Source organism: Calothrix sp. 336/3 (genome assembly GCF_000734895.2).
In the GTDB taxonomy this organism is placed as follows: domain Bacteria; phylum Cyanobacteriota; class Cyanobacteriia; order Cyanobacteriales; family Nostocaceae; genus 336-3.
This window is the reverse complement of the sequence record NZ_CP011382.1, coordinates 5329229-5345032: the sequence shown is the minus strand read 5'-3', so window position 1 is coordinate 5345032 and position 15804 is coordinate 5329229. Positions and strand designations below refer to the sequence as shown.

At 41.5% G+C, this 15804-nt stretch carries 11 protein-coding genes; 2 read left to right on the top strand and 9 right to left on the bottom strand.

Annotated elements, in window-relative coordinates; all coding sequences use genetic code 11:
• Positions 1-38: 38 nt before the first annotated feature.
• The 6 genes from IJ00_RS22280 to purS all read right to left on the bottom strand — a co-directional run bounded on the left by IJ00_RS22280 (position 39) and on the right by purS (position 7190).
• Positions 39-1436 carry a tetratricopeptide repeat protein gene (locus IJ00_RS22280; protein WP_052754515.1) on the bottom strand — a complete coding sequence of 466 codons (1398 nt, stop codon included), beginning with the start codon at positions 1434-1436 and terminating at the stop codon, positions 39-41.
• A 139-nt stretch (positions 1437-1575) separates the two neighbouring features.
• Positions 1576-2832 (bottom strand): DUF4331 domain-containing protein, encoded by a 1257-nt coding sequence (locus IJ00_RS22275; RefSeq protein ID WP_035156861.1) that lies wholly within the window; start codon positions 2830-2832, stop codon positions 1576-1578.
• A 718-nt stretch (positions 2833-3550) separates the two neighbouring features.
• Entirely contained in the window at positions 3551-4813 is a 1263-nt protein-coding gene (locus tag IJ00_RS22270) for an MFS transporter (protein ID WP_035156859.1), read from the bottom strand.
• A 573-nt stretch (positions 4814-5386) separates the two neighbouring features.
• Entirely contained in the window at positions 5387-5779 is a 393-nt protein-coding gene (locus tag IJ00_RS22265) for a hypothetical protein (protein ID WP_035156857.1), read from the bottom strand.
• A 349-nt stretch (positions 5780-6128) separates the two neighbouring features.
• A complete protein-coding gene (gene purQ, locus IJ00_RS22260; RefSeq protein WP_035156855.1) occupies positions 6129-6809 on the bottom strand; it encodes a phosphoribosylformylglycinamidine synthase subunit PurQ in 681 nt (226 codons plus the stop codon).
• Between the two features lie 102 nt (positions 6810-6911).
• Positions 6912-7190: a phosphoribosylformylglycinamidine synthase subunit PurS gene (gene purS / locus IJ00_RS22255; RefSeq protein ID WP_035156853.1), complete on the bottom strand. Its 279-nt coding sequence runs from the start codon at positions 7188-7190 to the stop codon at positions 6912-6914.
• 192 nt (positions 7191-7382) lie between these two features.
• Here purS and IJ00_RS22250 point away from each other — a divergent pair, with 192 nt between their 5' ends.
• Complete coding sequence (locus IJ00_RS22250; protein WP_035156850.1) at positions 7383-7796, top strand: Fur family transcriptional regulator; 414 nt, start codon at positions 7383-7385, stop codon at positions 7794-7796.
• Between the two features lie 37 nt (positions 7797-7833).
• On the opposite strand, the gene IJ00_RS22245 is transcribed toward IJ00_RS22250, so the two are convergent.
• Positions 7834-10323, bottom strand: coding sequence for a hypothetical protein (locus IJ00_RS22245; protein WP_035156847.1), 2490 nt, complete (start codon positions 10321-10323; stop codon positions 7834-7836).
• A gap of 76 nt (positions 10324-10399) precedes the next feature.
• Here IJ00_RS22245 and bcp point away from each other — a divergent pair, with 76 nt between their 5' ends.
• The gene (gene bcp / locus IJ00_RS22240) at positions 10400-10864 is read left to right on the top strand and encodes a thioredoxin-dependent thiol peroxidase (protein WP_035156844.1); all 465 of its coding nucleotides are present in this window, start codon (positions 10400-10402) and stop codon (positions 10862-10864) included.
• A 44-nt stretch (positions 10865-10908) separates the two neighbouring features.
• Here bcp and IJ00_RS22235 read toward each other — a convergent pair whose 3' ends face one another.
• Complete coding sequence (locus tag IJ00_RS22235; RefSeq protein WP_035156842.1) at positions 10909-11508, bottom strand: helix-turn-helix transcriptional regulator; 600 nt, start codon at positions 11506-11508, stop codon at positions 10909-10911.
• A 437-nt stretch (positions 11509-11945) separates the two neighbouring features.
• Complete coding sequence (locus tag IJ00_RS22230) at positions 11946-15728, bottom strand: ATP-binding protein (protein WP_082127376.1); 3783 nt, start codon at positions 15726-15728, stop codon at positions 11946-11948.
• Between the last annotated feature and the right edge of the window lie 76 nt (positions 15729-15804).

The window sequence follows — 15804 nt, the reverse complement described above, 5'->3', positions numbered from 1 at the left end:
TTTGCTAATTGTAAGATTAATCAAGAATAAAAAAATTACTAGAATCCCAAACTATCTAATCCCATATCTGATGTCCGTCGTGCTTGCTCATCAAAAGTTGGGTCTACTTCCTGGGCTAATTTCTGATAAGTTGTTGCTTGGGATTGATTCCCCAAAGCTTGCTCAATCATCGCCCCACGATAAAAAATGCCACTATCCCTAGTCCCCATTTTTAAAGCTTGTTGAATTGCTGACTGTGCTTTTTTTACTTCACCAGACCGTAAAAATGCCCAAGCTAAGGTATCCCAGGTTTGGGCATCTCGGCGAATATTAATTTCCGTTTGCATCAGAAATAGGGCTTCTGCGGTGGCTGTGGGGGTATTTTTTTCTAATAACAACCGTGCTAAATCTCGCCGATGTCCAAAGGAAGCATTCCCATTTGCGGTAGCATTTTCCTGTCGCAGTCGGGTTTCAGCTTTGTCTAAAATTTGACTAGCTGCCTGAGTATTACCCTGTAACTTTTGTAGCTTGGCTTGTCCCCGAAATACCGCATAGTCATAAACAGATGATTGTTCGGAATCAGGTAAAATTTGAGCATAAAGTCTACCTGCCCCTTGGTAATCTCCCTTTCTGGTTTTGAGTTCAGCTAAATAGAGCATTGCCAGTTGATTTCCAGGTGAAATCCGCAGGGCTTCTTGGTAAAGCTGCTCTGCTAAGGTGAGCTTGCCATGTTTGTAATAAAATTGACCGAGAAAGATTCTCGTAGAAGCAGAATTACTAATGTCTCCCGGTTCCTCTGCGGCTAAAGCGTATTTAAAGGCATCATTTGCGGCTTTTTCCTGTCCCTGGGCAGCCAGTACCAAAGCTTGTAGGGTAAAGTGACCTTGGGTAGGAATCGTATTTACCAGTGTATCGGCGGCGATTTTTGCCTGGGAGAGATTACCCATAGCCAGATTTGATGTGACTAGAATAGCCAGGGCACTATCATTACGGGGTTGTTCTTGCAATACCTGTTGTGCAAGACGAATGGCGGTGGTAAATTCATGTCTGGCTTGGGCAACACGAGCAAGTACTATCGTTGCACCAGAATTGTTAAAAGGTAGATTCCCCAGGGAACGCTGAGCTGACTGCTCTGCAAATAAGTACCAATTGTTGTCACCAGTGGCTTTTGCCATTTTTAGGTATGCTTGAGCCAGACTCGCCAGGGGTAAACCACTATCGGGACTTTGACGTACTTTTCCTTGATAAAATGTAATTTCCTTTTGGAGAGTTGCTTGGCGATTTCCCCCACCTGGTATAGAAACAGCGAAGGGATAACCGTAGGGTGCAGGTACTTTCGTGAGTTGAGAATTGAGAAAAGTATAAATACTAATTCCTAAGGTAGTAGCGATCGCGATGGAAACTACCCCTAACCAATAGGTTTTTACCGATTTATTCTGTGGTAAAGCTTGATTCATATTCGGAAATGAGTGAGGAGTAAGAAGTAAGGAGTGAGGAGTGAGGAGTAAGGAGTAATGAGTAAGGGGTTTGTTTGCAGAGAAAAGTGTTTTTCGAGGAACTTGCAAGAGCGTTACCCATCACCCATTACCTAACTTCTTAATTCGGTACAGCTAAGTAGGGAAATTGACTTTCTAAGGGTTTATGCCCTTGGGCAGGGTTTCCTGGGGCACCTTCGTAGGAAACGTTATCAGTGGTAATTTTGCCGTTAGTGACCACCGTTAAAGTCGTATCTATAACATCATCCTTCAGTAATCTACCCGTCACAGGAGCGCCTTTAGCATTCAAAGCCTTACCGTAACCACTAGGTACATTAGTATCTATCCGCATCACATCTGGTAGAAACGCATTTAAGAGGGCGTTAGCTCGGTTATCATCGTTACCAACTGCCTTCAGTGTTTTCTTGGCTTCTGCCACCACCGGTGCTGCTGCTTTGCTTAAGTCTGCGGTGGGGGGAATACTATTAAAAGCGTTGAGAAAATCGTTAGTCACTACTAAACCTTCGTTAATAGCAGGTCTAGCAAGACGTTCTACCTGTTGGAATTTCCCTGTTTGGGGGTTTTTTACCGAAATGGTTTGCCACACGTCAAAGGTGGTGGTGTTACTGTTCCCTGCAAGGAGAGAGCGCGGAATTTTCACGACAATCGCGTTGACATTGTATCCTGTGGCAAAGTCCAGAGCTTTGTTTGCGGGACGGAAACCGACTGCGGGACCAATTCCCAATGCACCTGCACGCACCCGGAAATATTGCTCCACATCAAAGAAAAAGGGGTCTTCTCGCAATCCTGCAAACACTGTGACGTTATGTTTTCCAAGGTTGAGATGGTTGAGAGTTGGAGAATTTTTGGGATTAGGACTTAAAGGTGTGGTTTTACCTGTAGCTGTTCTTTTATTCCCATCGGCGATCGCTGTAAGTTGAAATGTCTGCTCACCGTTATAACTAGGGGGATTGAATTGAAACCGTAAAACTACGTCTTCTTTACCCGTAGGAGTTCCATCCCGATTAGCTACACGGGTAACTTTGAATTCATAGAGAGCGTTAGTACTGAAATAATATTGCTGACGTGCTACGGAGCGAGGATTGGTATTCATGACGAAGACTAAATCATCCTTGCTAGCGTAGGGATTTTGGTCTTTTTCCCGAAACACATACAAATCTGTTAAATTGACATTCCGCCCCTTGGTATCGGTTTCTCCATCATCATGGTCAGAAGCTGTCACATATTTGGGGGCGATCGCAGCTAAACTGACTGTGAAACTGAGAGCTAAAAATGCCACCCCAGCCAGTATTCTGATTTTTCGGGTGCGAAAATTTAACGGTAATTGACTCTGATTTGTACTATTGCTTGCAACCATTTTTTTACTCCTAGGACTAAAATTTGAGTAATGAATTGGAGAGAGAATTGATTGGATGGCTTTATATCTTCGGGTATTTAACTGTTCATTTTCCAGACCAAAAACTGTTCACTTTTTGTTTATTCTCAAAAGTTGAAGTCAAATACCCATGGGAAATCTCCCCTCAAAATTTGCATTTAGCAAAGTCTGAAGAGTTGATACCAATTTGAGAAAATGCGACGGATACTTTAGTAGTGACATTTGGTTGTCTCTACGGGTTTATCCGATTACAAACATTTTTAGAATCAATATTGTCTATCTTGCTCCCAAGATGGCAGCTCGATTTTTGGAAACTCCTTCATCATTTCAATCAGGTATACGTAGGTGCCATTGACTTGGATCTCTTGATAAATGTGAAGAAATATAAATAAACACCATTTCACAAAAATTCTGAAACTAATAAAAGTTCTAAAATCCTTGTCAAACGGAGATTTTTCAATGACTTTCGTGTGGTTCCTCTGTTAACGTGTCACTGTATGACTCAGTTATTGCAAATCAAGCCAGAGGTATAACTGCCAATATTTAGTTGCAATACTCAAAAAAATATCCCACAGATTATGGGATAGAGACTATACTAATTCACGCAAATATTGATACATATATAGGGGTGTAATGTTGACACCCAAGCTGATGAAACGTAATGAGTTAGTATCTAGGAAGATTTAGTTATGGATGTTTCCTAAATTACATCTTGCAAAACTTTTCTCGTATTTTTCCAAGCCCATACACCCACAATTGCCACAATTACACTCATACTCACTAAAACTGTACGTAAACCGTAAAAATCAGTCAAAGGTCCAGTTATTGCTAAGGGTGCAGAGAGAGCAATATTGACAGCATGATTTTGGAAACCAAAAACTTTACCATGCATGGTGGGTGGTGTTTCTTGTTGAATCAGAGTTTGCATTGGTACACCCACAAAAGCAGCACCAACACCCAAAAAAGCACATAATCCCAACGCGATAGGTAATTGATGGGTAAAGGTAAATACACCTAACACCATCGCCATAATTAAGAATCCTAGCAATGGTAAAGGTTTGCGGTGTAATTTTTCGCCCCAATTTCCTAAAATTCCTGCACCCAGCACCATACCCACACCAGCAGCAGCAAGGAAAAAGCCAAATTGTTTTTCTTTTAAACCAAATTCTGCGGCTAAACGAATTGCTAATACAGTCAACGCTGCAAATACACAATATAAAGTCGTCAGTTGCAGCATGGCATTTAATACCAGACGATTTTTCTTGAGGTAGCGTAACCCAGATTTAAAATCTGTCCAAGGGTTAATGGCTTTTTCCCCATCTAGTACTTTTGCATGATCTTTGAAGTGAATTGGCTGCATGATCAAACCAGAGGAGAGGTACAGTACAGCAACTATTAGCTCCTGACCGTAATTATCACCTAAAAAGCTTTTTCCCCAGCTGAGTATGGGTTCACCGATGGCAAAGCCAACAATTAAGGCTCCCATCATCGTACTGCTGAACAGGGCATTTGCTGCTAATAAGGACTCACGTTTGACTAACAGGGGAATTGCAGCTTGTTCTGCGGGAGCAAAGAATTGGGTAATTGTAGAGATAAAAAAGGTCAGAATTAATAAAATTAAAAATTCCCTAGGTAATAGGGGAATACAAATGGTTAATATCCCTCGGATAACGTCGGAACCTATCATAATCAGCTTTTTGGGGAAGCGATCGACAAATACCCCTCCTGCGGAACCGAAGAGAATCGCTGGGATTGTAAATGCCACCATTAAGGTGGAGTACATAGAATTGGGTGCTAATCCTGATGGAGCAGGGTAATTTTCCAGTAGGGCAATCATCAGGACAAAGAATACCTTGTCTGCTAACTGGGAAACAAGTTGTCCAATCCACAGCAGCATGAAATTACGATTTTTGAGGAGGGTTGCAAACCCATTATTGACGGCAGCAGGTTCTGTTGGAAACATTTAAATTTAGGAAATTAGGGATATGAATTAAATCAATGAACAAGTAAACAGTTCTCTCAGCAGCAATTTGGTGATAGGGGTATGTAAAAAAGAGATTTTTTTGTACTAGTAGCCTATTTCTCACTCCCATCTGGGAAATCTGTTTTCCGGACTATTATCTTTATGACATTGTTGAGAGATGGATAACTGACAATTGTTTGACAGTTTATTAATCCATCCATAGCAATTTTTTTGCGGATAGACAAATCAATTTCTCCTCAACGATGACAATAATATAGTCGGTGACAGTAGCTTATGGTACTGGGGATAAAACAGATAATACAATTGGCGGATTTGCGATCGCCATGATGATTTTCCCACCTGTGATCACAAGTCCTCCTGTCTGAGAGAGCGATCGCTACCAAAAAAGGACACAACAGCAATACAGTTGGCGATTTTAACCTATCACTTCCAGAATTCGCTCAACAACAGCTAAATGTAAATTCTTAATAAAGAAGTTGCCTACTATTTACGTATATTTACTGCTGTTTAGGACATGACTTGCCCCGTGATTGAACATCCCAAATCCCGCATTTAGTCTGCATCATCATTGCTTCCGTCTCTGCGCCCTAATTCATACACACCACAACCAATACAGGCAAGCATTCCCATACTAATTGCCCAACTACTGCCCAAGCTAATTTCCACACCCCAATTACACAAAGCACCAATAATTAAAAAGGGGAAAATACTGAAAATTGAGGCATAGAAAGAATTTTGTGATTCTCTTGCCACACGAGTTCTTTCAAATTCTGCCTTGCTGGTGTAGAGCGATCGCTCGGCAAAATTGAACCATCGTGTTAATTGCACCATTAACCACTCGCTGATTGGTGAAAAAGCCAGATACAATGCTAAAGACCATAAACTAGCACCGGCGATCGCCACTGTATTTAACTCAAAGCTAAAGGGCAAAAAATCTGTCAGCATGGTGTGGAAAATTAAATAAAATCAGGTTTTACAGTCAAATCGACGGTAAAAGATAATCATATGATGATATGTGTTGGTTTTTAGCGTAGGAAAGCACAGGCGCGAATTCACCACCTGCCGGCAAAACCTCAGTTAAACTGCTGACGCTCACCGGAAGCCTCATCACTACCCCTAGGGAAAGCCAGAGGCTTCAGATGTTTCAGCGCAATGCCTAGTACCGCTACGCGGAATTCGTAATTCGTAATTCGTAATTCGTAATGCTCCCTGCGGGAGAGCTACGCTAACGTAATTACTTTGCTGCAAGTGTTTCAGACATTTGAAATGGGTGGTTTATTTCAGCCGCCCTGTACTAGCTTGCCAAGACAGCCATCTGTGACAAAATTCCTTGAAACAGTTTTAAACCATCGGTACCGCCAAGCATGGCATCAGAGACTCGTTCCGGATGGGGCATCATACCTAACACATTTCCTTGACGGTTACAAATTCCCGCAATGTTATTTAATGAACCGTTGGGATTATTTTCTGCATAGCGGAAGACAACTTGGTTATTAGCTTCAATTTCTGCGAGGGTTTTGGCATCTGCATAAAAGCGTCCTTCACCATGGGCAATGGGTATGTGAATAGTTTCTGAGGGGTGATAGTTTTGTGTCCAGGGCAAATCACTACGTACCACAGTTAAAGGGGAGCGATCGCAGATAAAATGTAAATCTCTATTTCTTGTCAAAGCACCTGGTAATAAACCTGCTTCCGTTAATACTTGGAACCCGTTGCAAATACCTAAAATCAGTTTGCCTTGATTCCCATGGTTAATGATCTCGCGCATCACTGGAGAGAATCTGGCGATCGCCCCACAACGGAGATAATCACCATAACTAAACCCCCCAGGAATTACGATCACATCAATATCACTGATATCGGTATCTTGGTGCCAAACCATCCGTGTGGGTTGCCCTAAAATATCCTTGGTGACATAGGCAACATCGCGATCGCAATTAGAACCAGGAAAAACAACAATGCCAAATTTAGTCATGGGGAATGGGTGATGAGTAATTGAGTGATGGAGAATAATTGCCTTCGGAGAAGTCTCAGGGGGGAATGGAGAAACAAATCTCCCCTCGCTCCCCTAGTTTTTCTAATAGACTCCGGTTTGAGTTTCTACTTCCACTAAATCAAAGCGATAATTTTCGATGACCGTATTTGCTAACATTTGATCACACATCTGATCGAGCTTTTGCCGTGCTGTGGGTTCATCGCTAGATATCAGCGTCATTTCAATATATTTACCGATTCTCACTTGCTCAACACCGTCGTATCCCATTTGTTTTAATCCAGACTGTACTGCGACTCCAGCAGGATCTAAGACTGAAGGACGCAAGGTAACAAAAATTTTAGCTCGATACTTCCTTTGCACTGGCTTTTGCTGAATACTGCGATCGCTATACTATATCTTTCCTGCCACCCCTGAATAGACAATATCTATTTATATTTCTCTCTGTTACACTACTTCTCAAAAACCTTGACCAATCTGCAATATCATTAAGCTATAACATAGCCAAAATTAAGATTTTCGATAAATTGGCATTTACTTACTGTTCCCATGTCTATGAAAGCTGTACGCACCCGCAGTCAAGAGCGTATTCTCAGTCTGCTCAAATCCCTGAAACAAGGTATTTCTGCCCAAGATATCTATGTAGAATTACGTAATCGCAACCAAAGCATGGGTTTAGCTACTGTTTACCGTTCTTTAGAATCGCTGAAACTTGAGGGTATGGTACAAATGCGAACTTTGGCTAACGGTGAAGCTCTCTACAGTCTTACCCAACAGGATAAGCATCATCTTACTTGCCTACGTTGTGGTGTTTCCATCCCCATTCATCAATGTCCAGTTCATGAGTTGGAAGTGCAATTACAAGATATGCACAAATTTAACGTTTTCTACCACACTCTAGAGTTTTTTGGCTTATGCCATCAATGTCAATTAGCACAAGCAGCAGAAATTAATCACTCAATTAGATAACAGTTAAGTTATGAGGCAAAAATATTGATACATTCACTTAGCTTTTAACTTCCTGTAACACATCACCCATTGGGTGTTCTGCATCATCGAAGTGCAAGGAAACTTCATAGCGAGTCAGGGGGAAAGGTTCTAATAATTTACCTTTTTCCCAACTTTCTAGTCGCCACCACAGGGTTTGTACGGCAACTTCCTTACCATCAACAAACTCAAAGGTAATTTCGCCAATGTTATTCACACCGACAATCTCCTTTCCCATACCCCATTCTCCTAGATATTTGTGGCGCTGTTTGGCTAATTGGAGATATTGCTCTAGGGGAAATATCCGTTCTTGTTGGGGTAAGGGAGCAAATAGGGGTACAGAATTCGAGAGATTGTTCTGAAGAGATTGTTTGTGAGGTGGGGCGATCGCCTCATGTTTTGCCAAGATAAAGTCAGCACGATACCACCATTCTGGGTGTCTAGTAATTTGCAACCCTCGAAAAATACTCCGCTCTGCAACTAAATCAATGATCGCAGGATTATTTTTGATTCTCCAAGGTAAGCTGTACAATACACCACTCATCATCGTATGAATTTCACCTACTAGTAACTCCTTACCACTAGGATTTGCCCAACCTAAAACCTCTGCACTGGGTAAGTGATTAATTGCTTCTGTCGGAATAAAACCTTTTTGGTGCAAGGAACGACTACCACCAGCAGAACTGACTTCATTCTTAAACGAACTGCTGGTAAATTGCACAGCAATTAACTCTGTAGATATCTTTTCGGGATATTCATAGGAATGATTTGCCCCATATTGTAAACGCGCGGCAAAACCATAGTGAACATCTCCAGAAAGCAGAATCACTCGACTTTGCTGATTGGGTAAGTTTCTTGTCGCTAAACGAGACAACAACCGCTCAAAAGCATTTGGTTCTAATTTCCAAGCTTCGGGATCGAAACCCCAAGCAGCAGAACCAAGTTTTTCTGCCACGTTTTTAGCAACGACTTGCAGAGTCTCCACAAAAGGTACACCAATTACGGGACCAGGAGAAATCACAAAGGTTAATTTATGATGATTTTGGGGGGATAAGGGGGGAATTTGCTCCTGACAAGCTTCAGCACTCAAAAGTCCAGGAAAATCAAATTCTTTACCAGGAAAGTCTCGACAGGTGCGAGTATCCAAAACCAGTACTTCATAACTAGGGGTAATTACTGTATAGTGCCATGTCACAGAACCATGACTATGGGACAAACGTCGTGGGTGGTTATTGCGAATATCTGCGACAGTGGGCAAACCAATACGTCGAGAAATTTCCTGTTCTAGGTGAGAATTAGTACCACCAGATGCAAACCATCCTTGAGCAGCTTGCAGCAGCACTCCACCTGGTTGAGGATGTCTAAACTCATGGGGGGTATTACCCCAACCTTGGCAAATCGCATATGCTAAGAGTCCATTTTGCAGCACCCGACGACCTAGGGGTTTACTGAGAACGCGATCGCACCATGCCATATTTAAGTACCAATCATCGGTAATTTCATGGTCATCAAAAATCATGTAGGTGGGAATATTGGCTAAAGCACGTCTTACCTGGGGCAAAGTCAGGTGAAAATCTTTTAAATCACAGAGTTCTGCTCGATAACAAGCTGCTTTTTGTAGCAGTTCCCTATCTGACAATTGCAAGCGATGCTCATCACTAAAAACTTCACAAAAATCTGGAAAATCCTCCGGTTTTACCCATAACAAATCGCTCCAAGCAAACAAATACATCAAACAGAAATCACTAAAAGTCATCAAATGGCTTTTGGCAACATTTCCCACTTGATTAGTTTTCGTCAGACTCGCAGTTAATCCAGCAACTTGTGTCGCTAAACGATTCCGTCTCCCCGGATTTAATTCTAAATTATTATCTACATCTGGTAGTTTTTCTGACCATCCTAACAACGTCGGTACCGCATCCATTAACATGAATAACAAACCATCTGCCACATCATCAGCATAGATTTGATCACCAGTTAAAAATAATTGATGAGGTCGTTTCTCAGGATTATTTATTAAAGCTTCAGCAATCATTTTATCAACAGTTGCCAAGGCATCTAAGCTTTCACCATGGGGTTTCCGACAGGAACCGTGTAGCAAACGTAACTGACTAATATTTGCTGGTGGCAGGCAAAAGCTCGGTAGTTGATATTGCGGATAGGTGATGGGCGAGAGTTCTCCTGTCGCCGTAATTATACCTGGGTGAGAAAGTTTTTGCCCATAACCAAAATCTAAATTATAGAAATATGTTTCATGGTCATTCAGTAAATTTACCATGCTGTATGCAGTTACTGCCACAATATGTAAATTAGTTCCTAACTGGAGTGTTTGATAACTACCATGGAATAATTTTCTTCCCTGACTATTCAAAATTTCTAGGGTGACAGTACGCTTTTCCTTAAGGGCAATCCAGACAGTTACTTGATTTGGTTCAGTACGCCGTAAAATTGGTCCAGCTAGAACTAAGGGTAATTGCTGAAACCTATCCTTTAATGAACTCCACGTCATTCTCTACTCACCAGCAACACCTATCAATGATAATATTTGCTTTACAGGAAATTGCCAATATTTACGATTACAAATTATGTTGCAAGTTGGACAGAAAGCACCAAGTTTTAGCATCACAAATCAAAATGGAAGCTTAGTCAGTTTAGAGGACTTTGTATCTCAATGGCTGGTAATTTATTTCTATCCTAAGGATGACACACCAGGATGCACAACTGAAGCAAAGGATTTTACAGAATATTCTCAAGATTTTCGAGATTTAGGTGCAAATATTCTTGGTATTAGTCCTGACTCGGAAAAATCACACTGTAAATTCATTGATAAGCATGATCTCAAAATTCAACTTTTAAGTGATTCCCAACATCAAGTATGTGAGCTTTATGATGTTTGGGGTTTAAAAAAGTTTATGGGTAAGGAATATATGGGCGTAATTCGCTCGACTTTTTTAGTCAACCCCCAACAGGAAATTATTTATATTTGGTCAAACGTCAAAACCAAAGGTCACGCTTTAGCTGTATTAAATAAGTTGAAAGAATGCAAATAATTCTCAGTGTGATTTGATATTGTCGGGCAAGACATTATGGGATATCAATGGTGCTGCAATTCTAAGAAAGCATGACGCTTGGCATGAATGTTTTTCATGTGTTTTTTCACAGTATTCAGAGAGATAAAAAACTTTTGAGCTATTTCTTTATAGCTATATTTAGCTCGATATAAAGACCAAATTTCCGATTCTCTCTGTGTCAAGTTATACTGTTTGATTTCCGAAAATGTTGTGTTCTTGATGCTTTCATAGCAGTTTTCAATGGTGATCAGGATATAGGGAGATGTGATAGTTTTTAGCTCTAAAAATCTTACCCTGACTCGGAAAATGTGTAATTGGTCAACTAAGATTTCATCAGAGAGGGTAATAGTTTGATTGGGAAACAAACTTTTATTTTCAATGAGAAAAGAACAAATTTTCTGAATACTCGGTGGTAGTTGGAGAGATTGTTGGGATTCCGGTTGTAATTGTCGGCAGATATGTTGGGCAGTGGTATTGCTGTAAACAATATTACCTGTATCAGTGGCAATTAGAATCCCATCTTGGATACCTTCAATAACTTCATGGAAAAAATTAACTTGGAGATGACTGATGATTGAGTTGCTAAATGCTGATTGAGTGGGTTTTTCTTGGGTGGAAATCATATCAGGAACAAAAATTTTTAATAATTACTGAGAGTTGAGATGTAAAATTAGTCCCATAAGGACTGACATAAGCCCTGATGAAAATTGCTACCTAGACAGAAAACGTCAAGGAAAAACAACGGGTAAGCAATCCGCGACTTGGTGCTTCCAGAATATCTTTGAAAATGAGATATCTCTATCAGGTTTATGTATGTTAAGTTCTTATGTAATATGCAACCTGAGATGTGTCTTGTGTGTTTGAATACAAATCTCTTATCAACTTTTTCGGATGGGGGTTAGCTGATAAGAAGTTAATATCAAGTCAAATCAATCACTTTTGATATTGTCACAATTCATCTCCCCAAGAGTGAGAGAAGAAATATAAATTTACCGCGTATTTGGGGTATATGGTGTGTATTTTACCCTAGGGTGATAGGTGTGCCAGTTGATAATGCGGATTAAAAAGATGCGGGACGTTTGGCGAGACTGGCAACAACGGTGATTAATTCGGATGGATCGATGGGTTTGGGGAGGTGAAGTTGAAAACCGGCTTGCAGAGCTTGTCGTCTGTCTTCGGCTCTAGCATAGGCAGTGAGGGCGGTAGCTGGTATTTTTCCTCCGGCTTCGGGGGGGAGCGATCGCAGTTTGCGGATGAAGGAATAGCCGTCTTCCATGGGCATACCAATATCGCTGACAATTACATCTGGTAAAGACTGACGGATAATTTCTAATGCTTGAGCGACTGAGCTAGCAGTTTCAACTTCTGCTTCAGATTGTTCCAATACAGTTGTGAGAAATTCCCTACTGTCTGCTTCATCGTCTACGACTAACACTCGAATACCCCGCAGGGAGTTAGGTAGAAGATTTTCTGGGGCAGAGACATCTGTGGATATGGGGGGATTAACGGTTTTGACTAGGGGCAGGTAGATGGTGAAGATACTACCTAAGTCTTTTCCTGGGCTGGCTACATGAACTGTACCACCGTGCATTTCTACTAAATGGCGGACGATCGCCAATCCTAAACCTAGCCCACCATGGGAGCGGGTACTGGAGCTATCTGCTTGACGAAATCTGTCAAAGACGTAGGGCAAAAATTCCGCAGTGATACCAATACCTGTATCTATCACCCGTAGTTGAGCTAAGTGCGGGCGAGATTTTGCTGAACTTTCTGGGGATGTAACTGTTAATTCTATGGTGACGTTACCACCCTGGGGCGTGAATTTGATGGCGTTGGAAAGTAAGTTCCAAATAACTTGTTGCAGGCGATCGCTATCACCTGTAATCATAGTCGCCCTGGGGTCAAGGCGGGTTATCAAATGAATATCCTTGGCTTGGGCAGCCAGATTAACCGTATCTAATGCTGCTTCGATAATTCTCATTAAATCGCAGTTTTTGACATTCAACTGCAACTGTCCGCGAATCATCCGGGAAATATCCAGTAAATCTTCAATTAGCTGGGTTTGGGCTTTGGCGTTACGTTCAATGGTTTCAATGGCTTTGGTAATTTGGACTTCACTAAGTTTGCGCGAACGTAATAATTGTGCCCAACCTAGAATCGCATTCAGTGGCGATCGCAATTCATGGGAGAGTATGGCTAAAAATTCGTCTTTCATGCGGTTAGCTTCGCGCAGTTGCTCAGTTTGTGCCTGCAAATCTGCGATTAAACTTGCCCGCTCTAGGGCAGTGGCTACCTGATCGCATACCGCTTGCATCATGCCAATTTCATTCTGAGTGAACTGGGAACGACAGCAACTACCAAATCCCAGGGTTCCCAATAACTTCCCCTGGGCAATCAATGGACAGCAATAGTAGGCTTGAATCCCGACGCTGCGAATAAATTCCGTGGTGTTATCAGTGCGCTCCTGAACCTTCTGTAAACCCATAGGGCGACGTTCTTGGGCGACAACGCCACAGGTAGCTTGCCCAAATTCTAACCATTGAATGGTTTCGGCGACGGCTTCCGAAATTCCACGATAGGAAGCGAGTTTGAGGATAGTACCGTTTTCCTCAACTAAGTAATTGAAGTAAACATCTAACCTGATTTGCTCTGCAAGTTTACTGAAAACGTTCTCAACTAGAACTACAGGATCTTGACTTGTCAGTAGTTCATTAGCTGTATCAAATAAAAGGTGTAGTCTTTTATATCCTAAGCTGAGAGCTTTTTCGACATTTTTTAGGTTGCTGATATCTTGAAAAACTAATACACAGGTTGCCGGATAGCCGTGCATGGTGGGTAAGGTATCGGCATATATCAGGAGAGAGCGAATACCTGTGGGGGTGTGCCAATCCATTTCTACCCCTTCTAATCGTTCTCCTTTGGCAACCCTCACCCCTGGCATTTGGGCATTGGGGATGCGATCGCCGTTTTCATCCGTACAGTAATATATCGTGTGATACTCGTCTCCAGGTTTTCCTTTAGGAAATTCTCCCCCAGCTAAAATATCAGCAGTTCTATTGGCAAAAGTCACTTTTGCTGTTTCCGGTTCAATCAACAAGAAGGCGAGGGGCATGAGGTTGAGGATATATTCCAACCATTTTTGCTGATTGCGTAGGGTAGCTTCGACTCGTTTCTGGGCAGTAATATCCTCAGCAAAGCCGAGAATTTGAGACATTTTTCCTTGCTCATTCAGGATTGGTACGTACTTGATCAGGAGGTGGCTCGTATCATTACCTACAGGAAATTGTGTCTCTAGGGTTTGGGGGGTGGCAGTTTGAGTAGCTTGAATCAGGGTAGGTAAATAGACATTTGTGACTTCTGGGGGCAAAATTTCTTCGTCGGTGCAGCCAATAATTGCAGATGAGGGTTTTTGTATACGCTCGATGGCGCTATTGTTGACGAACTGGAATCTTCTCTGAGCATCATAAATCACAAAAACATCAGGAATATTATTAAAGGCAAGGCGAAATCTGGCTTCACTCTCCCGCAGGGCAGTTTCTGCTTGCTGGCGATCGCTCAAGTCGAGGATAAAGGCGATCGCCTCATTTTGTTCTTCTCCTACCAAGCTAAAACCAACGACAACTGGTACTAAATGTCCATCTCGATGGATATATTTTTTTTCGTAGGGTAGACAGGAGCCAGTGATTTTAGCTTGATTAATGATTTCTATTTCTAATTCTGTGTATTCTGGGGGTGTAATATTTTTCCAATTGACTTTACCTGTCACGAAGTCTTCCCTGGTATAGCCAATCATGTCTAGAAATTTATCATTGGCTTCATATATACCACCATACAAATCTGCACTAATAATTCCAATAATATTGGCTTCGACAAAACTACGGAGTTTCGCTTCTTGAAGGTGTAATGCTTGAACAGTGCGATCGCGTTCCTTGGTTAAACCTTGCATCGCAGCAGCTGTCACCCAAATCAATAAAGCAAAAATAACTATGATAACCAGGGTAAATAAAGAAATTGCAAAGGCGGTACTATATTCCCCGGCTTTTATTCCCAACAAAATCAACCAACCCAGAATTAAAGGAGCAGCGATCGCCCCAATTAATAGACGACGTAATAACAAACCTCCATCACTTTGGTTGGTGATTACTGCCATTAAACCCTGTTCTGGTTCTACCCAGAGAATACCAAAGGACAACACAAGAAAAGTTATGGCTGTATGCAATGCCATCACCGTTGTGTTTGGTAATATCCCATAGAATATTTTGACTTCATAGACATACCCTATCAAAGCCTGTAAAGCCATAATAGTCGCAGTTAGTGTCAAACTTTGGGATAACCAGAAACTTCGCGGACTTTTCGGTTTAGCTAATAGTTCTAATGCCCTACCTAGTAAGACAAAATTAATCGCAGTATTAAACCCCATCCTCCCAGGAAAAAGCGTACTTCCCCTAGTTAATTGCTCCCCAAAAACTAAGCGATCAATGCCCAAATTCCACCCAAGTAAATACTCTAATAAAGTTAGTCCCCCTATCAGAAAAATTACCCCGGCACAGAATCGACAAACTGCGCGAGAGTAGAGCTTTGCCCTGCCTGATTTTGGCAAAAACAGAATTAAACCTATTCCTGCAAGCAAAAAACAGCAGGCTGTATTTACCTTCATTGATGACTGACTAAGAGAAAAAAATGTCTTAATAGTATCAATATCTAGCCACCAGCCCAACAGAACAATTAAACCGACGAATATTGCAAAGCTAGCGGTGATTTTGATGACACCATTTTGCCTAATTCTGATAGAGGATGATTGAGGAGAGGAATTTTTCTGCCGCCAACGGTTTACGTTTAGCATTGGGTTTGTTTCAATATCTGTAAATTAGCAGATTTGTGCCAATTTAAATTAATCATTCACAATTGACCAGACTGTA

Excerpts from the sequence above, each read along its gene's own strand:
- purQ (WP_035156855.1), bottom strand. The coding sequence starts at position 6,809 with ATGACTAAATTTGGCATTGTTGTTTTTCCTGGTTCTAATTGCGATCGC.
- IJ00_RS22245 (WP_035156847.1), bottom strand. The coding sequence starts at position 10,323 with ATGACGTGGAGTTCATTAAAGGATAGGTTTCAGCAATTACCCTTAGTT.
- IJ00_RS22230 (WP_082127376.1), bottom strand. The coding sequence starts at position 15,728 with ATGCTAAACGTAAACCGTTGGCGGCAGAAAAATTCCTCTCCTCAATCA.
- IJ00_RS22250 (WP_035156850.1), top strand. The coding sequence starts at position 7,383 with ATGAAAGCTGTACGCACCCGCAGTCAAGAGCGTATTCTCAGTCTGCTC.
- bcp (WP_035156844.1), top strand. The coding sequence starts at position 10,400 with ATGTTGCAAGTTGGACAGAAAGCACCAAGTTTTAGCATCACAAATCAA.
- IJ00_RS22235 (WP_035156842.1), bottom strand. The coding sequence starts at position 11,508 with ATGATTTCCACCCAAGAAAAACCCACTCAATCAGCATTTAGCAACTCA.
- IJ00_RS22270 (WP_035156859.1), bottom strand. The coding sequence starts at position 4,813 with ATGTTTCCAACAGAACCTGCTGCCGTCAATAATGGGTTTGCAACCCTC.
- IJ00_RS22280 (WP_052754515.1), bottom strand. The coding sequence starts at position 1,436 with ATGAATCAAGCTTTACCACAGAATAAATCGGTAAAAACCTATTGGTTA.
- IJ00_RS22265 (WP_035156857.1), bottom strand. The coding sequence starts at position 5,779 with ATGCTGACAGATTTTTTGCCCTTTAGCTTTGAGTTAAATACAGTGGCG.
- IJ00_RS22275 (WP_035156861.1), bottom strand. The coding sequence starts at position 2,832 with ATGGTTGCAAGCAATAGTACAAATCAGAGTCAATTACCGTTAAATTTT.